The organism is Streptomyces sp. CLV115, from assembly GCF_038448545.1.
Lineage (GTDB): Bacteria > Actinomycetota > Actinomycetes > Streptomycetales > Streptomycetaceae > Streptomyces > Streptomyces sanglieri.
The window spans coordinates 1-20,846 of the sequence record NZ_JBCEWQ010000027.1 but is presented as its reverse complement, the minus strand read 5'-3'; the positions used below and the strand labels follow the sequence as shown (position 1 = coordinate 20,846).

Annotated in this window: 13 protein-coding genes; 5 read left to right on the top strand and 8 right to left on the bottom strand. The window is 73.4% G+C overall.

Going from position 1 to position 20,846, the window contains the following annotated elements; all coding sequences use genetic code 11:
* Positions 1 to 8: 8 nt before the first annotated feature.
* Positions 9 to 980 (top strand): serine hydrolase, encoded by a 972-nt coding sequence (locus tag AADR41_RS12720; protein ID WP_342281475.1) that lies wholly within the window; start codon positions 9 to 11, stop codon positions 978 to 980.
* Between the two features lie 319 nt (positions 981 to 1,299).
* A complete protein-coding gene (locus tag AADR41_RS12715) occupies positions 1,300 to 5,055 on the top strand; it encodes an ABC transporter ATP-binding protein (protein ID WP_342281474.1) in 3,756 nt (1,251 codons plus the stop codon).
* Between the two features lie 35 nt (positions 5,056 to 5,090).
* On the opposite strand, the gene AADR41_RS12710 is transcribed toward AADR41_RS12715, so the two are convergent.
* Positions 5,091 to 5,582: a hypothetical protein gene (locus AADR41_RS12710; protein ID WP_342281473.1), complete on the bottom strand. Its 492-nt coding sequence runs from the start codon at positions 5,580 to 5,582 to the stop codon at positions 5,091 to 5,093.
* 312 nt (positions 5,583 to 5,894) lie between these two features.
* Between AADR41_RS12710 and AADR41_RS12705 the strand changes: the two genes are divergently transcribed.
* Positions 5,895 to 6,266 (top strand): hypothetical protein, encoded by a 372-nt coding sequence (locus AADR41_RS12705; protein WP_342281472.1) that lies wholly within the window; start codon positions 5,895 to 5,897, stop codon positions 6,264 to 6,266.
* A gap of 118 nt (positions 6,267 to 6,384) precedes the next feature.
* Positions 6,385 to 7,854 carry an aminopeptidase gene (locus AADR41_RS12700; RefSeq protein ID WP_342281471.1) on the top strand — a complete coding sequence of 490 codons (1,470 nt, stop codon included), beginning with the start codon at positions 6,385 to 6,387 and terminating at the stop codon, positions 7,852 to 7,854.
* A gap of 76 nt (positions 7,855 to 7,930) precedes the next feature.
* Here the strand turns inward: AADR41_RS12700 and AADR41_RS12695 are convergent, their stop codons facing one another.
* Entirely contained in the window at positions 7,931 to 9,784 is a 1,854-nt protein-coding gene (locus tag AADR41_RS12695; RefSeq protein ID WP_342281470.1) for a glycoside hydrolase family 3 protein, read from the bottom strand.
* Between the two features lie 170 nt (positions 9,785 to 9,954).
* Entirely contained in the window at positions 9,955 to 10,863 is a 909-nt protein-coding gene (locus AADR41_RS12690) for a LysR family transcriptional regulator (RefSeq protein ID WP_342281469.1), read from the bottom strand.
* 115 nt (positions 10,864 to 10,978) lie between these two features.
* On the opposite strand from AADR41_RS12690, the gene AADR41_RS12685 reads away from it, so the two are divergent.
* Complete coding sequence (locus tag AADR41_RS12685; protein WP_342281468.1) at positions 10,979 to 11,896, top strand: EamA family transporter; 918 nt, start codon at positions 10,979 to 10,981, stop codon at positions 11,894 to 11,896.
* 163 nt (positions 11,897 to 12,059) lie between these two features.
* Here the strand turns inward: AADR41_RS12685 and AADR41_RS12680 are convergent, their stop codons facing one another.
* The 5 genes from AADR41_RS12680 to AADR41_RS12660 all read right to left on the bottom strand — a co-directional run.
* The gene (locus AADR41_RS12680) at positions 12,060 to 12,848 is read right to left on the bottom strand and encodes a sugar phosphate isomerase/epimerase family protein (RefSeq protein WP_342281514.1); all 789 of its coding nucleotides are present in this window, start codon (positions 12,846 to 12,848) and stop codon (positions 12,060 to 12,062) included.
* A 412-nt stretch (positions 12,849 to 13,260) separates the two neighbouring features.
* Entirely contained in the window at positions 13,261 to 16,182 is a 2,922-nt protein-coding gene (locus AADR41_RS12675; RefSeq protein WP_342281467.1) for an ATP-binding protein, read from the bottom strand.
* A 70-nt stretch (positions 16,183 to 16,252) separates the two neighbouring features.
* Positions 16,253 to 16,516 (bottom strand): hypothetical protein, encoded by a 264-nt coding sequence (locus AADR41_RS12670; protein ID WP_342281466.1) that lies wholly within the window; start codon positions 16,514 to 16,516, stop codon positions 16,253 to 16,255.
* A 225-nt stretch (positions 16,517 to 16,741) separates the two neighbouring features.
* Positions 16,742 to 19,945 carry a type 2 lanthipeptide synthetase LanM family protein gene (locus tag AADR41_RS12665; RefSeq protein WP_342281465.1) on the bottom strand — a complete coding sequence of 1,068 codons (3,204 nt, stop codon included), beginning with the start codon at positions 19,943 to 19,945 and terminating at the stop codon, positions 16,742 to 16,744.
* A gap of 468 nt (positions 19,946 to 20,413) precedes the next feature.
* Positions 20,414 to 20,846: LacI family DNA-binding transcriptional regulator (locus AADR41_RS12660; protein ID WP_342281464.1), on the bottom strand; the 433-nt coding region annotated here is incomplete at its 5' end.

The following is a 20,846-nucleotide window of genomic DNA, read 5'->3' as shown; positions in this document are numbered from 1 at the left end:
CCAGCCGCATGAAAGAACAGCCCTGCATATCCCGTCGCGCCAAGGCCGCGCTCTGCGTCGCGCTCGCCGCGGGCGTGCTCGCGCCCGTGGCACTCGGCGCCGCGCCCGCCGCGGCGGCGACGCCCACGGTGAGCTGCACGTCCGGCAAGGCCGGGCTCGCCGCGCAGCTGACGAAGGACATCACCGCCGCGCTCAAGGGCCGGAAGTCGACGACGGCCGTGGCGCTCTACGACCGCAAGACCAAGACCAACTGCACCCTGCGGGCGACGACGAAGTACGACTCGGCCAGCGTCGTGAAGGCGACCGTGCTGGCGACGCTGCTCTGGGACAACAAGAAGCACAACCGCTACCTCACCCAGCGCGAGATCAACCTCGCCACCGCCATGATCACCAAGTCCGACAACAACGCGACCACCAGCCTGTGGAAGCAGCTCGGGGTGACCAAGGTCAAGGCGTTCCTCAAGGCCGCCGGGATGACGCACACCGTGCCCGGCTCCGGCGGCTACTGGGGGCTGACCCAGATCACCGCCCAGGACGAGCTGCGGCTGCTGACCCTGCTGACCGCCAAGAACTCCGTGCTGAGCGACAACTCGCGCGCCTACGAGCTGGGCCTGATGCGCAAGGTCGTCTCCTCGCAGCGCTGGGGCACCCCCGCCGGGGCGCCGTCCGGGACGACCGTGCAGGTCAAGAACGGCTGGCTGCCGCGCGCCACCCACGGCTGGCGGGTGCACAGCATCGGCGCGTTCACCGGTAAGGGGCACGACTACGGGATCACCGTGCTCACCCAGGACAACAAGACGATGAACGACGGCATCAACACCATCCAGGCCGTCGCCCGCGCCGTGCACAAGGACCTCAACCCGGCCGTGGCCGCGAAGACGACCTCGACCATCGCCCCGCCCGCCGCCCCGCAGGAGGCGGTGCCCGCGGTGCCCGAGGCCCCGGCCGTACGGATGCTCACCGCGACACCGCGACCGTAGGGACCGGCTTCGGGGCCCGCTCCGCCATGGGCGGCGCGGGCCCCGGCAGCCCCCGCCGTCCGTCCCCGCGTCCGATTTCGACCTCCCGGAGCCCGCGTGCGCGGTGAAGGCCACCCGCATCGTGTCGCCGTCCAGCTCCATGCCGAACGTGGAGTCCGGGTGATGACGCAGTCGGTCGAGGGCCGGTCCTACGCCGACCGTCGCACCCGCGCTACGTCAATGGCCCCGTATTCGGCCCCGCCCGTGTAACGGCGGGATGAAATCCGCTGCCCACGGCGTTGGTGCCTTCCGGTAGAGCAGGTCGGACGGGGAGGCACCGGTGACGGACGCAGGGGACGTACAGGGCGCGGCGCGGGCCCCGGGGTGGGCCCGGCGGCTGTGCGGGTACGCATGGCGCTACCGGCGCAATGTGCTGCTGGCGCTCGGCTCGTCGCTCGCCGGCATGGCGGTGATGGCGCTCGTCCCGCTGATCACCAAGGTGATCATCGACGATGTGGTGGTCGGCCACACCCGGTCCCTCGCCGTCTGGACCGGGCTCCTCATAGCCGCCGCCGGGCTCGTGTACATAGCCACGTACATCCGCCGGTACTACGGCGGCCGGCTCGCCCTCGACGTGCAGCACGACCTGCGTACCGAGATGTACGGGACGATCACCCGGCTCGACGGGAAGCGGCAGGACGAACTGTCCACCGGCCAGGTCGTCGGGCGCGCCACCAGCGACCTCCAGCTGATCCAGGGGCTGCTGTTCATGCTCCCGATGACCATCGGGAACGTACTGCTCTTCCTCATCTCCCTGGTGATCATGGCGTGGCTCTCGCCGCTGCTCACCCTGGTCGCGATCGCCGTCGCCCCCGCCCTCTGGTTCATCGCCCGGCGCTCCCGCGCCCGGCTCTTCCCCGCCACCTGGTACGCCCAGGGGCAGGCCGCCGCCGTCGCCGGAGTGGTCGACGGGGCCGTCTCCGGGGTCCGGGTTGTCAAGGGGTTCGGACAGGAGGAGCAGGAGACCGGCAAACTGCGCGAGGTGGGGCGCAGGCTGTTCGCCGGGCGGCTGCGGACCATCCGGCTGAACTCCCGCTACACCCCCGCTCTCCAGGCCGTCCCCGCGCTCGGCCAGGTCGCGATGCTGGCGCTCGGCGGCTGGCTCGCCACCCGGGGCGAGATCACCCTCGGCACGTTCGTGGCGTTCTCCACGTACCTCGCCCAGCTCGTCGGGCCGGTCCGGATGCTCGCCATGGTCCTCACCGTCGGCCAGCAGGCCCGGGCCGGCGTCGAGCGCGTACTGGAGCTGATCGACACCGAGCCGACCATGAAGGACGGCACCAAGGACCTCCCGACGGACGCCCCCGCGAGCGTCGAGTTCGACGACGTACGGTTCGGCTACGACGCCGAGCGCCCCGTCCTCGACGGGTTCTCGCTGACCATCGAGCCCGGCGAGACCGTCGCCGTCGTCGGCGCCTCCGGCAGCGGCAAGTCCACCGTCTCGCTGCTGCTGCCCCGCTTCTACGACGTGACGCACGGCGCCGTCCTGGTCGGCGGCCACGACGTCCGCGAACTGACCCACGCATCGCTGCGCGCCGCCATCGGCCTCGTACCGGAGGACAGCTTCCTGTTCTCCGACACCGTCCGCGCCAACATCGCCTACGGATTCCCCGACGCCACCCGGGAACAGATCGAGGAGGCGGCCCGCGCCGCCCAGGCCGACCGGTTCATCGCGGAGCTGCCCGAGGGCTACGACACCAAGGTCGGCGAGCACGGGCTCACCCTCTCCGGCGGCCAGCGCCAGCGCGTCGCGCTCGCCCGCGCCATCCTCGCCGACCCCCGGCTGCTCCTCCTCGACGACGCCACCTCCGCCGTCGACGCCCGGGTCGAGCACGAGATCCACGAGGCGCTGCGCCAGGTGATGGCCGGCCGCACCACCCTGCTGATCGCCCACCGCCGCTCCACCCTCGGCCTCGCCGACCGGATCGCCGTCCTGGAGGACGGCAGGCTCGCCGACATCGGCACCCACGAGGAGCTGGAGCGCCGCTCCCCGCTCTACCGGCGGCTGCTCACCGACCCGGACGAGCTGGGCGGCACCTCGCCCGGACACCGGCCGGCCGCCGCCCCGGCCGACCCCACCCCCGAGGACGAGCGCGCGCTCCAGGAGGAACTGGACGCCGAGTTCGACGCGGAGCGCGGGATCAGCCCCCACCTGTGGGTGCGCAAGGAGGAACCGCGCAGCACCGACGCGGCCGGCATGCCCGCCACCCCCGAGCTGCTCGCCCAGGTCGAGGCGCTGCCGCCCGCCACCGACACCCCCGACATCGACGAGGCGCGGGCCGTCCGCGCCGAGGACTCCTACGGGCTGCGCAGGCTGCTGCGCGGCTTCGGGCTGCCGCTGCTGGTGAGCCTGGCGCTGGTCGCGGTCGACGCGGGCGCCGGTCTGCTGCTGCCGGTGCTGATCCGGCACGGCATCGACCAGGGCGTCTCACAGCTCGCGCTCGGCGCGGTCTGGGCGGCGTCCGCGCTGGCCCTGGTGGTCGTCCTCGTGCAGTGGGCCGCCCAGATCGGCGAGACCCGGATGACCGGCCGGACCGGTGAGCGGGTGCTGTACTCACTGCGGCTGAAGATCTTCGCGCAGCTCCAGCGGCTCGGCCTGGACTACTACGAGCGCGAGCTGACCGGCCGCATCATGACCCGGATGACGACGGACGTGGACGCGCTGTCGACGTTCCTGCAGACCGGTCTGGTCACCGCCTTCGTCTCCGTCGTCACCTTCTTCGGCATCATGGTCGCGCTGCTGGTCCTCGATGTGCAGCTGGCCCTCGTGGTCTTCGCGACGCTGCCGCTGCTGGTCGTCGGCACGTTCTTCTTCCGCCGCAGGAGCGTCAAGGCCTACGAGCTGGCCCGCGAGCGCATCAGCGTGGTCAACGCCGACCTCCAGGAGTCCGTCTCCGGGCTGCGGATCGTGCAGGCGTTCCGCCGCGAGCACGACGGGGCGCAGCGGTTCGCCGAGCGCAGCGACCACTACCGCGAGGCCCGGGTCCGGGGCCAGTGGCTGATCTCGGTCTACTTCCCGTTCGTGCAGCTGCTGTCCTCGGTGGCCGCGGCCGCCGTCCTGATCGTCGGCGCGGGCCGGGTCGACAACGGCACGCTCACCACCGGTGCGCTGGTCGCGTACCTGCTCTACATCGATCTGTTCTTCGCCCCGGTGCAGCAGCTCTCCCAGGTCTTCGACGGCTACCAGCAGGCAACCGTCTCCCTCGGCCGCATCCAGGAGCTGCTGCGCGAGCCGACCTCCACCGACGCCGCGGACGAACCGCTGGACGTGCTGTCGCTGCGCGGCGAGATCGCCTTCGAGGACGTGTCCTTCGCGTACGGCTCCGGCGACGGCGCCGAGGAGGCGCTGGCCGGGGTCGACCTGCGGATACCGGCCGGACAGACGGTCGCCTTCGTCGGCGAGACCGGCGCGGGCAAGTCCACCCTCGTCAAGCTCGTCGCCCGCTTCTACGACCCCACGGGCGGCCGGGTCACCGCGGACGGCACCGATCTGCGCCGCCTCGACCTCACCGCGTACCGGCACCGGCTGGGCGTCGTGCCGCAGGAGGCGTACCTCTTCGAGGGCACGGTCCGGGACGCCATCGCCTACGGGCGGCCCGAGGCCACCGACGCCGAGGTGGAGTCGGCGGCGCGGGCGGTCGGCGCCCACGACATGATCGCCACCCTGGACGGCGGCTATCTGCACGAGGTCGCCGAACGGGGCCGCAACCTCTCGGCCGGCCAGCGCCAGCTGATCGCACTGGCCCGCGCCGAGCTCGTCGACCCGGACGTCCTGCTGCTCGACGAGGCGACCGCCTCGCTGGACCTGGCCAGTGAGGCCCTGGTCAACCAGGCGACCGACCGGCTCACCGGCCGCCGCACCACCCTGGTCGTGGCCCACCGGCTGACCACGGCGGCCCGTGCCGACCGGGTCGTGGTGATGGATCACGGCCGGGTCGTCGAGGACGGCACGCACGACGAGCTCCTGGCCAGGGACGGGCACTACGCCGTGCTGTGGCGCACGTTCATCGGGGAGGACGAGCCCGCACAGGTATGAGCGGCGGGCCCGTCCCGCCCCGGCGGGTCTCCGGGTCAGTCGCCGATGCCGGAGATCTTTCCGGTCTGCAGGTCCGAGCGGACGGTCAGGTACGAGTACGTCGGGTGCTTGCCGGTGCTCCAGGTGAGCCGGACCGTCGACCAGGTGTGGCCGGCGGCGCTGTCGCCCGGGGTGACCCGGAAGGCGAGCGGGGTGTTCTGGGCGCGGAGCACACCGTCCGCGTGGTTGCGCTGCTCCCAGGCGCTCAGCTGTTCGCGCAGCCGGCGGGTCAGATAGAAGTTCCGCAGGTCGGTGGCGAGCCTGTCGCCGTTCCCGGCCGTGACGGCATCGATGTAGGCGCCGTAGAAGTGGGCGACCTGCTGGTGCGCGGGGGCGCCGGTCGCGTTGCGTGCCGGGGCCGGGGCGGTCTGCGGGACCGCCGCCGCTGCCGGGAGAGTGGCGACGGCGGTGAGGAGAGCGGAGGCGAGCAGCGTTCGGCCGATGAGGCGCCGGGCGCGGGGGCCCTGTGCGTTGCGGAGCTGAAGCATGACAGTTCCTGCCTTTCGTATGGCTCTGTCCTGTTGGAGTCATGCTGTGGCGGTTCGGTTGCCCGGAGTGCGGAGCGCGCCGTGCGCAACCTCCGGATGGCCTGCTGCGTCGTACGCATGTATGCGTATGCGCCGCGCAGGGGCGTAGGTGTTCGAACGGTGATGGAGTTGCTGGTGCGCAGAGGGACGCGAAAGTCCGGAAAGGTCGAAATTTCCGACGAGGGTCACGGCAGAGGTAGAGGCAGGGACGGAGACAGGGACACCGGCAGGGACACAGACAGGGGCACAGGCGGGAGTGCTCGCACCCGTCGGATGCTGGTGTGTTCGGTGGTCCTGCCGCTGGTGGCCGCCCTCGGCCTGGTGCTCGGCGGCCCCTCGGCCGGCCGCGCCGACGCCGCGTCGGTCTGCGCCGGTCGCCCCGCCAAGACGGTCTCGTTCAAGACCGGCGAGCTGCGCGTCTACAAAAGCCGTTCCTACGCCTGCGCGATCGCCGTCGCCAAGAAGTCCGGCCCGCGCCGCGCCATGTCCGTGACGCTCCAGGCGCGCGGCGGCAGCCCCGTCGTCGACCGGGGCCAGTACACCAAGCAGGCCGGCCCGGTGACGGTCCACGCGCTGAACCGGTGCGTCAGGGCCTCGGCCACCATCTCGGGGAAGTCGGGCAGCACGGGCTGGATCCTCTGCTGACCCGAGACCTCCCGTTCGGACCGTGCCCGACCCGCGGTCGTCCGTGTCGACCGGGTCTGGCGGCACGGGTGTTGCCCCGCTAGGTTCACGGCGACTGCTGTGACTCCTGGGAGGGCGTATGCGCAAGGCGTTCAGAGGGTTCCTGTCGCTCGCGGTGCTCATCGGCACGGTGGGCGTGACGGGTGCCTCGGCCGGGGCGGCCACCGCCGCGGAACCGGCCGCGATCCGGACCGGCCCCGCCGCGGACGACGGCACCGGCACGGACATCAAGGACCGCATCCTGGCCATTGCGGGGATGAGCCTCATCGAGGAGAAGCCCTACGAGGGCTACCGCTACTTCGTCCTCAACTACACCCAGCCGATCGACCACCGGCACCCGTCCAGGGGCACCTTCCAGCAGCGCATCACCGTGCTGCACAAGGACACCTCCCGTCCGACGGTCTTCTCCACCAGCGGGTACAACGTCTCCACGAGCCCCGGCCGCGCCGAGCCGACCCGGATCGTCGACGGCAACCAGGTCTCCCTGGAGTACCGCTACTTCACCCCGTCCCGGCCGGCCCCCGCCGACTGGTCCAAGCTCGACATCCGGCAGGCCGCCGACGACCAGCACCGGGTCTTCACCGCGCTGAAGCGGATCTACCCCAAGAAGTGGCTGACCACCGGCGCCTCCAAGGGCGGCATGACGGCCACCTACTACGAGCGCTTCCACCCCGGGGACATGGACGGCGTCGTCGCGTACGTCGCGCCCAACGACGTGGTGGACAAGGAGGACTCGGCCTACGACCGGTTCTTCGAGAACGTCGGCACCAAGGAGTGCCGCGACCGGGTGAACGGTGTCCAGCGCGAGGCACTGGTCCGCCGCGAGCCGCTGGAGAAGAAGTACCGGGAGTACGCCGCCGCGAAGGGCTACACCTTCGACACCACCGGCTCGCTCGACAAGGCGTACGAGGCCGTCGTCATGGACTACGTCTGGGCGTACTGGCAGTACAGCCTGCTGTCCGACTGCGACACCGTCCCGGCCGACGCCGGATCCGCCACCGACCAGGAGATCTGGGACTCCATCGACTCGATCTCCGGCTTCTCCACCTACACCGACCAGAGCCTGGAGCGGTACACCCCGTACTACTACCAGGCGGGCACCCAGCTCGGTTCGCCCGACATCCGCCAGCCGTGGGTGGGCGGTCTCAGCCGGTACGGGTACCAGCCGCCGCGCACCTTCGTGCCGCGTTCCATCCCGATGAAGTTCCAGCCGTCGGTGATGCGCGACATCGACAACTGGGTGAAGCACCACGCCGACCGGATGCTGTACGTGTACGGGGAGAACGACCCCTGGGGCGCGGAGCGCTTCCGGGTCGGCGCGGGCTCCCGTGACAGCTACGTCATGACGGAGCCCGGCGGCAACCACGGCGCCAGCGTGGCCGGGCTCGCCGAGAACGACAGCGCGAAGGCCACCGCGGCCATCCTGCGCTGGGCGGGCGTCGCCCCGGCCGCCGTGCGGGACGACCCGTCGAAGGCGAAGCCGCTCGCGAAGTTCGACGCACGGCTCGACCGGCAGGACGTGATGAACGAGCGCAGGCTGCGGCCGTAGGGCCCGGCAGCCGCCCGTGACGGGGAGGGGCCGCGCATCGCGCCTCCGGCGAATGGCACGGCCCCTCCCCGTTCCGTCAGTACCTCAGCCCGTAACCCACCGGGTGCAGCACCACGGCCGGGTCGTCCGCGCGCTGCACCGGGACCGGCAGGGTGCCCCGCGGTTCGGCACGGCCCGCGATCACCCGGGCGGCGGCACGCAGTTCGACATCGGTCCAGGAGTACGTGGCCAGGTTGGCCGCGAACCCGGTCCCGGCCAGCTGGGCGATGTCGTACGGATTGCGGATCGCCACCGTGATCACCGGGACGCCGGTCGCCGCCAGCGCGCTCACCAGGGTGCGCTGCGAGCCGGTCGCCGAGACGTTGTACGTCGCCACCACCACCGCGTCCTTGCCCTGTGCGGCGGCCACCGCCTCGGCGATCTTCGCCGCGGTGGGGGCGGTGCCGGTGGACAGCGCGGTCGCCGCGTACCCGAGTTCGCCGAACGCCGTGGCCAGGGTGGTGGTCGGCGGTCCGGTGGTGCCGGACGGGGAGGCGGGATCGGCGCCGACCACCAGCAGGTTGCGGTGCGAGCGGCGGGAGAGCGGCAGCAGCGCGCCGTCGTTGGCGAGCAGCGTGGTGGTGCGCTCGGCGATCCGGTCGGCGGTGGCGAGGTGCGAGCGGGTGCCGACGGTGCGGTCCACCCCCGAGCGGCTGACGAACGGGTCGTCGAACAGCCCGAGCTTCGCCTTCAGCCGCAGAATGCGCAGGATCGATTCATCAATCCGGGCCTCGCTGATCTCACCGCTCTTCACGGCCTCCAGCACGGCGTTCCAGGAGACGTCCAGGTCCGGCGGGTTCAGCAGCTGGTCGACACCTGCCTGGAGGGCGAGCACCGGCACGCGCTCGTCGCCGTACTTCGTCCGCACCCCCTCCATGCCGAGCGAGTCGGTCACCACGACACCGTCGTAGCCCAGCTCCTCGCGCAGGATGCCGGTGAGGATCGGGCGGGACAGCGTCGCCGGATCCTCGGCCGGGTCCAGGGCCGGGACCACGATGTGCGCGGTCATGATCGAGTCGATGCCTGCGGCGATCGCGGCCCGGAACGGCGGCTCGTCCAGCTCCGCCCACTGCTCCCGGGTGTGGGTGATGACGGGCAGTCCGGTGTGGCTGTCGGTGCTGGTGTCGCCGTGGCCCGGGAAGTGCTTGGCCGTCGAGGCGATCCCGCTGCTCTGGTACCCCTTCACCTGCGCGGCGACCATGGCGGCCACGGACTGCGGGTCGGAGCCGAAGGAGCGTACGCCGATCACCGGGTTGGCCGGGTTGACGTTGACGTCCGCGTCCGGGGCGTAGTTCTGGTTGATGCCGATCGCGGCCAGTTCGGCGCCCGCGATCTGCCCGGCCCGGCGGGCGTCGGAGCGCGAACCGCCCGCGCCCAGCGCCATCGCGCCCGGCATCAGGGTGGCCGGCTCGCCGACCCGGCAGACGATGCCGTGCTCCTGGTCGGTGGAGACGAGGAGCGGCAGGGGAGTGGGGCCGGCCAGGCCGGCGCGCTGGATGCCGTTGGAGAGTTCGGCGATCTGGTGCGGGTCGCGGGTGTTGTGCGCCCAGGTGAAGTAGATGATCCCGCCGACGTGGTACTTGGCGATCATCTCGGCGGCACTGCGGACCCCGATCTCGGCCAGGTTGGCGTCGATGTCGGCCTGGTCGGGGTCGGTGGCGGAGTGCCCGTACACCCGCATCACGAAGAGCTGCCCGACCTTCTCCTCCAGGGACATCCCGGAGATGATCCGCTTGAGGCGCCTGGTCGTGGCGGCTGACTGGTGCTGTCCGCTGCTCGCGGACCGCTGGGCGGCGAGGGCGCAGGGGGCGAGGCCCGCGCCCGTGACGGCGGCGACTGCCGTCGCGGCGGTGGCGGTGAGGAGGGTGCGTCTGGAGGTGCGGTGGTGCACGTGAGCTCCTTCGGCCGTACTCGGGGACGAGAGGTGGTGAGAACTGGTGAAAGAAACTTCCAAGGAGCACGGATATCCAGAAAATAACTTCCGGTCAAGGGTCCGGACCGATTTGAGCCCGTGCGGCGTGGCAGCGGACACCCTCCCCGCCCGGCGAGCGGGGGCCGTGCTCAGCTCAGCCCCACCGCTGCCCCGTGGGCCCGCAACGCGGACACCGCCGCCGTGATCGCCGGCCGCCGGGCCGCCTCGGTGCGCCACAGCGCGTACAGCCGACGCACCGGTACGGGATCCAGCCGCACGGTCACCACTCCCGGCGGCAGCGCCCCCCGCCCCAGGCGCGGGATCATCGCGACCCCGAGGCCGGCCGCGAGCAGGGCCAGCTGGGTGTGGTTCTCCTCCGCCTGGTGCCGGATGTCCGGCTCGTAACCCGCCGCCCGCAGCGTCCGCACGAGCCAGTCGTGGCAGACCGTCCCCGGCGGCTGGCAGATCCACCGCTCCTTCGCCAGTTCCTCGCGCCGCACCGCGTCCCGCCCGGCGAGACGGTGCCCCTCGGGCACCAGCAGATCGCAGCGGTCGTCCCCGATCACCGCCTGCGCCACGCCCTCCGGGGCGGGCAGCGGGGCGATGTCCCAGTCGTGCGCCACCGCCAGATCGATCACCCCCTTGGCCACCAGGTCGACCGAGAGATGCGGATCGACCTCGGTCATCCGGACCTCCAGCGCCGGGTGCTCCCGGTCCAGCCCCGCCAGCACCCCGGGCAGCAGCCCGCGCGCCGCGGACGCGAACGCGCCGATCGACAGCCGCCCGGTCGGCAGCCCTCTGCGCTCCTCCAGCGTGGTCTCCGCGCGCTCCACGATCGCCAGCAGCTGCTGGGCCGTCGCGGCCAGATGGAGCGCCTCCTCGGTCAGCGCGACCCCGCGCCCGCGCCGTTCGAGCAGCGTCGTACGGGTCTCCCGCTCCAGCTTGGTGATCTGCTGCGAGACCGCCGACGGGGTGTAGCCGAGCGCGGCGGCGGCGCCCGCGACGGAGCCGTGGACGGAGACGGCGTGCAGGGCGCGCAGCCGGGCCAGATCGAGCACCGGACCTCCCGTTCCCCTCAGGGGTGCGTCATGGGTGATTCATTAGCGATACTCAATTCCACCATGAAGAAGTCCGCGCTGGTGCTACATGGTCGGTGCGGGTGATCCTCGGTGGATGCGTCCCCTCCACATCGCCCTGGCCGCCCTGGTGGCAGCCGTCTGGGGTGTCAATTTCGTCGTCATCGAGATCGGCCTCGGACACTTCCCGCCGCTGCTCTTCTCGGCCCTGCGCTTCCTGGTCGCCGCGCTGCCCGCGGTCTTCTTCGTCGGCCGGCCCAAGGTCGCCTGGAAGTGGATCGTGGGCGTCGGGCTGGTCCTGGGGGTGGCGAAGTTCGGCCTGCTCTTCATCGGCATGGACCGGGGGATGCCCGCCGGTCTCTCCTCCCTCGTGCTCCAGGTCCAGGCGGTCTTCACCGCCCTGTTCGCCGCCCTCGCGCTCGGTGAACGGCCCGGCAGGACACGGGTGCTGGGGATGGCGGTGGCGCTCGCGGGCATCGGGGTCGCCGCGGTCGACGAAGGGGCGGGCGGGCCCGTGCTCGCCTTCGTCCTGGTGATCGCGGCGGCGGCCTGCTGGGGCGTGTCCAACGTGCTGACCCGCAAGGCCGCCCCGCCCGACTCGCTCAACTTCATGGTCTGGGTCTCGACCGTGCCCGTACTTCCGCTGCTCGGCCTCTCGCTCCTCTTCGAGGGCTGGGACCGCGACACCCGGGCACTGGCCGGGCTCGACTGGAGCGGCGCCGGGATCATCGTCTACGTCGCCTGGATCACCACCGTCTTCGGCTTCGGTGCCTGGGGCTTCCTGCTGCGCCACCACCCGGCCTCCTCGGTGGCCCCCTTCACCCTGCTCGTCCCGGTCTTCGGGATGTCCTCGGCCGCCCTGCTGCTGGACGAGTCGGTGAGCCCACTGCGGTGGTGCGCTGCGGCGCTGCTGGTCGGGGGAGTGGCGCTCACATCGCTGGCGGGTGCGCGGCGGCCACGCGCCGCGGCACCGCAATCCCCGCAGCCCGGGCCGGAGGTGGCACGGACCGGCTGAACCCGGTCCTGAGGTGGCGTGGACCGGCTGAACCCGGTCCTGAGGTGGCGCGGGCCGCCCGAACCCGTTCCTGAGATGGCGCGGGCCGCCCGAACCCGTTCCTGAGATGGCGCGGCCCGCCCGAACCGCGCGGGCCGCGCCACCTCCGGGCAGGGGGCGCCGCCTACCGTCCGCGTGCCCCCAGCCGCAGCAGGTGATCCCGCCCGGCGGCCAGCAGCCCCGGCAGTTCCGGTGCGTCCGGGTGCCAGCGCTTCTCGTACTCCCAGCAGACCCAGCTGTCCGGGTCCAGCGTGTCCAGGCAGGCCCCCAGCGGCAGCACCCCGGCGCCCAGGGCCAATGGCGCGGAGTCCTCGGCCGACGCGATGTCCTTCACCTGTACGTAGCCCAGGTGCGGGGCCAGCACCGCATGGCTGGCGGCCGGGTCCTCGCCCGCCAGCCAGGTGTGCATGATGTCCCAGAGCGCGCCGATCTGCCGGTGCCCGACCGTCCCGACGACCCGGGCCACATCGGCACCGGCCCGGTGCGAGTCGTGGGTCTCCAGCAGGATGCGCACGCCCCGGTCGGCGGCGTGCGGGGCGGCGGCGGCCAGTCGGCGGGCGGCGGTCGCGTCGGCCGTGGCGGGGTCCTGGCCGCCGCCGCCCGGGAAGACCCGGACGTTCTGCGCGCCCAGGTCGTGCGCCAGGTCCACCAGCCCGGCCAGCTCGTCCAGCACCGGCGCGTCGTCGCCCTCGGCGGCGGCCCGGACGTAGCCGGCGACGGTCAGGATCTCGACGCCGCCCGCCTTGAACTCCTGGACGACCGCGGCCCGTTCGGGCGCGGAGAGGCCCGGGTGCACCGGCTCCTCGGGATGGGCGCGCAGCTCCACCCCCTGGTAGCCGTGCCCGGCGGCGAGCCGGACGACATCGGCGACCGGCATCCCCGGGACTCCGAGGGTCGAGAAAGCGAGCTTCACGTGCGTGGTCCTTCCGTCGTCGTCCGGCCGCCCTTCCGGCCCGGCCTCAGCAGGGCTCCCGGAGCGGCTGCCCCAGACTATCCAGCAGCCTCGGCGCGCCCGCCCGCCGCCGGGGCCGGCCGGCCGCCCGGTCCGCGGTGCGCCGGCGCCGGGCGGGGCATACGCCGCCCGCCGCGACGCCGCGCCGGTCTGCCGGGCGAACGCGGCGAGCAGATCCGGTTCCCCGGCCCGCCGTCCCGCGACCGGCCGGGAACCGGCGGCCGTCAGGAACTTCTCGCCCCGGCCCGAGACCGCCCGGAAGCCCGGTTCGTCGGCCTCCTCGGCGGGCGGGAGGGCCGAACCCGCCGGTCCGGCGCCGAAGACCGCGCGGGGCCGACGGGGCGGAGGCCGGACGGGGGTGCCCACCCCCCGGTCAGTCGCGTTCGGCCGCGCATTCGGCGGAGAACTCGCACAGTGCCGCACGGTCCGCACGCCCCGTCTTGCTCAGCAGACTCGCCATGTGCTTCTCCACCGTGCGCGGCGATATGGACAGCCGCCGGGCGATCTGCTGATTGCCCGGCCGCTCCGTCAGCAGCACGAAGACCTCGTACTCACGCGGTGTCACCCCGCTCGTCCGCAGCTGGGCCGGGATGCGGTCCCAGCCGCCCCGGTGCTGCCCGACACTGGCGCCCGCCTGCCGCAGCGCCGCCCGGCACGCGGCGGCGACCGGCTGGATGCCCGCCCCGTAGAAGTACTCCTCCGACGCCCGCAGCCAGCTCACCGGCTCGCCCCACTGCTCGGCGAGCGCCGCGCCGGCGACCAGCCGCAGCCCCAGATGGCGGGCGAGCGGGAAGGCGGCGGCGTCGGCGACGGCCGCCCCGACCGACCGGGCGGCCCGGTCCGCATCGCCCGCGCGGCCGTGCAGCACGGCATCGGCCAGTCGCAGGAACAACTGGTTCCACGCCAGGTCCGCGCCGGGGCTCTGCAGGACCGCGTCGAGCTCCGCCCGGCCGTCCCGGCCGTCGAGTATCCGCAGCAGCGGACGCAGACCGTAGCGCCCGCTCAGGTAGAAGAAGCTGGGGTGCTCGCGCTCCCAGACCAGCGAGGTGTCCAGGTCGGCCAGCGCGCCCTCGCGGTCCTCCTCCAGCAGCGCCGCGAAGGCCCGGCAGAGCCCCAGTTGCAGCGGGACGAGTAAGGACTCCTCGCCGCCCGCCCGGCGGAACCGGACCATGGCCCGGTCCAGGTCCCGTCTTCGGCCCCGGTGCGCGGCGAGCGTCGCCGAGGCCAGCAGCAGATAGCGGTGCGCCCCCAGATTGCGGACCCGCGCGCTGGCGGCCAGCGACCGCTCGATGATCTCGTGCGCCCCGTCCCACTCGCTGCGCATCACCGCGTTCATGGCCAGCAGCCCGTCCACGGTCTGCGTCGGCACCAGCGCGCCCAGCGACTGGGCGGCGGTCCGCGCCGTCTCCAGCCCGGCCGGGTCACCGGTGCGCATGAACGTGTTGGCGCCGAGCCGGACCAGCGCCTCCACCCGCCACACCGGCAGGGCGTGCTGCTCGGAGACCGCGAGCATCCGTTCCAGGCACGCGTCGGCCTCGTCGAAGCCACGCTCCCGGGAGAGCAGCGCCAGTAACTGCCAGGCCTGGCAGGCGACCACGGGGAGATTGCGTTCCTCCGCCACGGCGGCGGCCCGGCGCGCGGCGTCCTGCGCGGACTCCTGCCGCCCGTGGCCCTCCTGGCCGGGCAGCAGCGCCAGATGACCGTGCACCACGTCGAGCGCCGCTTCCTGCTCGGGTCGGACGGCCGTACCGAGCACGTTCCGCGCGGTCCGGATCTGCCCGGCCGCCTCGTCCACGCGCTCCGCCATCACGGCCGCCCAGGCGATCCGGATATGGGTCTCCCCGCGCTCCTCGGAGGCGTCCGAGCGCGACGGGACCGGGGGGAGCTCCGCGGTCAGCGCCAGCGCCGTGTCCAGCTCACCGGCCTCGGCGTGGGAGACGGCGAGCGACTCCGTGATGCCCCGCAGATCGCGCTCGTGGGCGAGCGAGCGGGCCCGTTCCAGCAGGATGACCGCCGAACCGGACGCGCCCGCGGCCAGCATCCGGCGGCCGACGTCGGCGAACTGGCGGGCCGCGCCGTGCCGGTCGCCCCCGGCCAGTTGCAGCGTTGCCATCAACTGCCGCTGCTCATCGCCCAGTTGGTGTTCGGCGGCGGCCAGGGAGAGCGCCGCGCGGCGGGCCGTCGCGGCCCGCTCCGCCGGTGCCAGCGAGGCCACCAGCGCCTCGGCGGTCAGCGCGTGCCGGAAGGTGTAGCGGTCGGGGTCCGCCCCGTCGGGGGCGATGATGTTCGCCTCCACGGCGGAGCGCAGATGACTGAAGAGCGTACGGTCGTCGAACCCGGTGACCGTCTGGAGCACGGTGACCGAGAACCGGTTGCCCAGCGTGGCCGCGCACAGGAGCAGTTCACGCACCGGCTCGTCGAACCGGTCGAGCCGCCGCGACCAGCTGCGCACCACCCCGGTCGGCACCGACGCGTCCGGGTTGACGTGCTCCTCCCAGCGGCCGCCGGCCCGGCGCAGCTGGCCGGAGTCGAGCAGATCGGCGAGCAGTACCTCGACCAGGTACGGATTGCCGCCCGCCCGGCCGACCAGCCGTTCGTGGGTGGCCTGCGGCACCTCGTCCGGGGCGGCGGCCTCCAGGCAGGAGGCGGTCATCTCCCGCACGTCCGCGTCCCCGAGCGGCGCCAGTTCGCGCACCGTGGCGACCTGCCGCCGTTCCGCCGAGCGCACCAGGTCGAGTGCGACACCGGGCTCCGGGCGCAACGTTCCCAGCAGCAGCACCGGCAGGTCCGCCACGTTGTCGATGACGTACTCCACCACCGCGATCGTCTCGGTGTCGGAGTCGTGCAGGTCCTCCAGCAGGATCACGCAGCCGTGCTCCTGGCCGAGCACCGAAAGCAGCCGCAGCAGCGCCTCGGCCAGCTCGACCACGGTCTCCGGATAGCCGGGGGAGGAACCCCGGCGCCACTCCGGCACCAGCCGGGCCAGCGCCGGACGGTACGGGTCCAGCTCCGGGTCGGTGGGCGTACCGGCCGCCCGGAACCGCGAGGACAGCGCCTCGATCAGCGGGCGGAACGGCACCACGAGCCCGGTCGAGGTGGCCCTGCCGCGAAGCACCGGCATGCCCCGCTCGTACGCCCGGTAGGCGCACTCACCGGCCAGCCGGGATTTACCGATGCCCGCGTCGCCGACGAAGAAGACCGCACGCCCCGAACACCGCGACGCGGCGTCCAGGGCATCGCTCAGCAGACCGGTCTCAGCGACACGCCCGACAATCACTGACGAAGTGGCACGCATGGACGCAGGCTACTTGAGGCACTACCCAGCAGTCAGTGCAGCAAATCCCTTGATCCGGAAAGGAATTGACTCAGGACCAGGTCATCGTGGTCCACGGCAGGTCTCCGGTGCAGTCGCCGCCGATGCTGTCGGCGGCGCCGAGGATTCTGCTGCGCAGCCCCAGCCTGCCGCTCGCACCCAGGGAGATCCTGCCGACGGGGTGCTCGTCCGCGAACCGAGTGAACTCCGCGAACTCGTCGAACTCGGCGGCGTGGAAGGCGGTGGCCTCGGCGGCGTGGAAGGCGGTGGCCTCGGTGGTCTGCATGGTCTGCCTCTTCTCGTGGGAGGTTGTCATTGCGTGAGTCGAGCGACGAGCTGTGTACGTATGCGGTGGTACCTGAGAGGTGAGGAAGTGCGGTCTTCGGTACGGGAGTTGCATGCAGGAGACGAAGGTGCGGGGAGGGGGCGGGTCCGGTGCGGAGCGGGCGGTGCGGTGTGAGCCGAGCGTGGACGCCGGCTCGGGGCGCGTTCGCCCGCCTTCGCCACGGCCCCGGCCCCGTCCGCCCCGTCCCGTGACCGCTCAGCCGGGCGCCGCCGACACGGTGGGCCCGGCGAGCAGCAGCATCGACGGCACCCGGTCGGGGAATCCGGCCCGCAGCAGCCCGTGCCCGATCCCCGCGAGACCGGTCAGCAGCCCCGGATGCGACACCTGGCCGGGCGTTCCGCAGCGCGGCTTCGCCCGGTCGGCAGCCGCGAGCAGCGCCCCGGCCCGCTCCACCCAGCGGGTGCGGACACCTGGCGGCTCGCCCCGGCGCAGCAGTTCGAGGACGCCGAGCTCGCCGTGGCACAGGCTGTCGTCCGGCGGCGGTTCGGCCTGTGCGATGTCCGCCGCCGCCTCGTGCGCCCAGGCGGACAGCAGCGGGTCGGCCCGCGCCGCCGGGCTGTCCAGCACGGCCAGTGCCACGCCCGTCCTGCCCCGGCACCAGGAGATGTCGCGGTCCACGGAGCCGGTCGCGGCCCGCAGCGCGGCGAGCCCCGAGGCGCGGTACGGCTCGCCGCCACCCGCCTCGGCGAAGCGCAGCAGCGCCCAGCCGATCCCGGCGGATCCGTCGGCGAACCCCGATGTGTCCGGCAGCGGTGCCTCGCGCAGCAGCCCGGCGCAGCGTTCCGCCGTACGCCACACATCGGCCCGCCCGGTGACCCGGTACCCGGCGAGCAGACCGGCCAGTCCGCCGGCCGTACCCCCGCGCACCCCGTACTCGCTCTCGCCGACGGCCGCCGCACCGGTCAACCGCAGGGCGGGCAGCACCAGTCCACCGAGGCGCGGGTCGTCCAGCGCGTCCGCGACCTGGGTCAGCGCGTACGCGATCCCGCCGATCCCGGCGAACGCACCCGAGCCCACCGGGCCCAGGTCGTCCGGGCGCGAGTGCAGCGAGTCCAGCAGCCCGGCGAGGGGTACCAGCGCGTCGCGGGCGGCCGCGGCGTACCGGTCCGCCCCGGTGAGCGAGGCGAGCTGGGCGAGGAAGCACGCCGTACCGGTGTAGCCGCCCGCCAGATCGGCGGCCATCGGGCCCAGCCGCCAGTAGCGTTCGTCGAGCAGCTCCAGGCCGATCCAGTTGAGCCGGGTGGGCCCGGAGTAGGCCTGGGACACCAGCGCGTCGCCGACCGACCGGGCCGCCGCGAGCAGCTGGTCCGGATCCGGCGCGGTCGCGGCCGTACGGACCCGGCGCGGGCCCGGCCGGGGTTGGTGGGCGGGCCCGCGCGAGGTGGTCGCCATCGCGGCGCGGATGATCCGTTCCTGGTCCTTGCGGTCCACCGCGCCCATGGCCGCCAGCTTCGCGCGGACCAGGGACAGCCCGGTCCGGGCGAGCGTGCCGGGCAGCATCCGGCCGGTCCCGCTCCATAGGTCGGTGCGTTCGGGCAGGGCGGTGAACAGCGGCACGTCGCCCGACCAGAGCTGGGCGATCTCCTCGTCCAGCAGGCCGGGCAGCGAGGCGGATCCCAGGGTGTCGGTGTCCAGCAGCGCGAGCACCTCGTGCCGTTCGGCGGCGTCCTTCATCAGGTCCGGGTGCGTGGACTCGTCCAGGAGCGAGGCGTAGATCCAGGTGGGCCGCACCACGACCCGTACCTCGGCGCGTGCGAACCGGTCCAACAGGCTGCCGGGACGCAGGAGTTCGGTGCGGGCTTCCTTGATCGCGGTGTAGCCGGCGCGGAATCCGGCGCACAGTGCCCGGGTGAAGGCGGACGGGTCGGCGGGCGTTCCGGTCAGCCGGGGCCGGTTCGCCGAACCGCCGAACCGGGCCGCCCGGCGCACCAGCCGCATCCGGTCGGTCCCCGCGTCCGCCCAGTCCACGCCGCGCACCGGGGAGTCGGCCGCCTGCCCACCGCCGATCCCGGACATGTCGAGTGCCGACTCGTCCCCGACGAGCAGCTGCGGCAGCAGTCCCACCCGGTGCACCGAGTCGTGCAGGGCACGGGCCGCCGGATCGTCCGAACCCGCGGTGGGCAGCGGCGGGTGGAACAGCGTCTCCACGTCGACGAGTACCGGGTACTCCCCGTCCGCGATCAGGTTCTCGTGGTGCAGGTCGGTGCCGTCCAGCGCGTGCAGCAGGGCCAGCAGCGCGCCCTGGCGCCGGTAGAAGGTCTCGACCTGGCGGCCCGAGCGGCAGGGCCGTTCCGCGACGAACTCCACCCAGCCGTACGGCCCCCGGTCCAGCAGGGCGAGCGTACGGAGTCCTGGAGTGCCGGGCAGCGCGTTGAACCACTGGACCAGTTCGTTGAAGTGCTGGTGCGCGGCGAGCGGGCGCGGTTTGTAGACCAGCCGGGTGCCGTCCTCGAACCGGAGCAGCATCACGGTCCGCCCGCCCCGGTGTCCGTCCCCGGCACCGGGCTCGACCCCCACCAGCAGACCGCCTCGGGCCTGTTCGTCCCGGGCTTCGTCGCCTCGGACTTCGTCGTCCCCGGCCTCTTCGCCCCGTGCCTCTTCGCCCCGGGCTTCGTCGTCTGCGGCCTCTTCGTCCCAGGACTTGTGGAGGCCGGGCAGTACCGGTCGGTCCGCGGCGAACCGGACCAGCATCTCGGCCAGCGCGGCGGCGGCGTCGAGCGCGGTACGTGCCAGGATCCGGGCCAGTACGGGGTACGTGGTGCAGAGCGCGGCCAGTCCGGACCGGGCGCCGGTCAGCCGCAGGAAGTCGGTGAACCGGCTCTCTGGACCGTCTCCGGCCAGCCGCCCGTCCCGTCGCGCGGTGTGCAGCTCCAGGACCAGGGTCCGGGCGGCGAGCCGTGCGAGCCGCCGGGACAGATGCCGCTCGAAGTCGTCCTGCACGGCATCCAGATCGACGTACCGGCTCAGCCGGCCCGGCAGACCGTCCCGCATCCGCCGCGCCGCGCAGCCGGTGAACGGGGCGAGAACCCGCTCGAATCCACGCAGCCCCGGCAGGTCCTCCCGGTCGTCGATCGCCGCCCGCTCGGGCGCTTCGGCAATCGCGTCCTGGACGAACACCGCCCAGTCCGGGGCGTGTTCGGCAAGCGCGTCACCGGTCGGCGCATCACCGGTCGGCGCAGCACCGCGCAACGCATCGCCGCGCATCGCCCCACCGGCCGGTGCCTCGCCGGTCAGCGCCGGACGCCACCACGGACCAGCGGCACGGGAAGCCGCGTCCGCCGTCGGCCGGCCGGTCTCCAGCAGGCCGACCGCATCGGCGGAGGAACCCGCTGCCGCAGCCGGGCGTGACGCGGAAGAGACGCCCAGCCGTCCGCCGCCACCCGCATGGATCTCCGCCATCGCACCTCCTCGGTCCGGCGCCGGCACCACCGGTCCGCCACGCCCCATACTTCCGGCGATGCCTCCGGCGGACATGGGGGCAACGCCCCCATCTTTCTGCCCACGATCCCGAACAGGAACCGGAACGGGCCCCGGCTCGCCCCCGCCGGGTGGGCGGCAGGGGCCTGGCGAACCCCGTCCGGAGGGCGGTACGGGCCCGGTGAACTCCCTGCCGGGCAGGCCGAACGGGCCCCGGCGCACCCGCGTCCGGAGGGCGGAACGGACTCGGCGCATCCCCGCCGGGCGGGCGGTACGGGTTCGGCACGCCCCTGTCCGGGGTGCGGAACGGACTCGGCGCATCCCCGCCACGGGCGGTACGGGTTCGGCCCACCCCCCTCCGGAGGGGGGAACGGGCCCTGGCGCACCCTCGCCGGGCGGGCAGAACGGGCCCGGCGTACCCCCGCCCGGGCCCGGCGCACGGGCTGCTGATCAGGTCCGGGGCGGTGCCGTCGACCCCCGCACCATCAGCTCCGCCGCGATCGTCGCGATGCCCCCGGGCGGCGGGCTCTCCTTGCCCATCGCGAGCCGGCCCGCGCGGGCGCCCGCCTCGAAGAGCGGCAGCCGTACGGTCGTCAGCGCCGGGACCGCGTCCACCGAGAACGGCAGGTCGTCGAAGCCTGCCACCGAGATGTCCTCGGGGATGCGCAGCCCCCGGTCCCGGACGGCCGCGCACGCGCCCAGCGCCACCGTGTCGTTGGCCGCGACGATCGCCGTCACCTCCGGTTCGCGGCGCAGGAGTTCGAGGGTGGCGTCGTACCCGGAGCGACGGTCGTAGGGGCCGTGGACGGTGAGACGCTCCTCGTCGTACCCGTCGGCGGGACGCCCCGCCGCACCCGTGCCCCCGCTGGAGCGGACCACGACC

Excerpts from the sequence above, each read along its gene's own strand:
- AADR41_RS12675 (WP_342281467.1), bottom strand. The coding sequence starts at position 16,182 with ATGCGTGCCACTTCGTCAGTGATTGTCGGGCGTGTCGCTGAGACCGGT.
- AADR41_RS12665 (WP_342281465.1), bottom strand. The coding sequence starts at position 19,945 with ATGGCGGAGATCCATGCGGGTGGCGGCGGACGGCTGGGCGTCTCTTCC.
- AADR41_RS12700 (WP_342281471.1), top strand. The coding sequence starts at position 6,385 with ATGCGCAAGGCGTTCAGAGGGTTCCTGTCGCTCGCGGTGCTCATCGGC.
- AADR41_RS12710 (WP_342281473.1), bottom strand. The coding sequence starts at position 5,582 with ATGCTTCAGCTCCGCAACGCACAGGGCCCCCGCGCCCGGCGCCTCATC.
- AADR41_RS12705 (WP_342281472.1), top strand. The coding sequence starts at position 5,895 with ATGCTGGTGTGTTCGGTGGTCCTGCCGCTGGTGGCCGCCCTCGGCCTG.
- AADR41_RS12720 (WP_342281475.1), top strand. The coding sequence starts at position 9 with ATGAAAGAACAGCCCTGCATATCCCGTCGCGCCAAGGCCGCGCTCTGC.
- AADR41_RS12685 (WP_342281468.1), top strand. The coding sequence starts at position 10,979 with ATGCGTCCCCTCCACATCGCCCTGGCCGCCCTGGTGGCAGCCGTCTGG.
- AADR41_RS12670 (WP_342281466.1), bottom strand. The coding sequence starts at position 16,516 with ATGACAACCTCCCACGAGAAGAGGCAGACCATGCAGACCACCGAGGCC.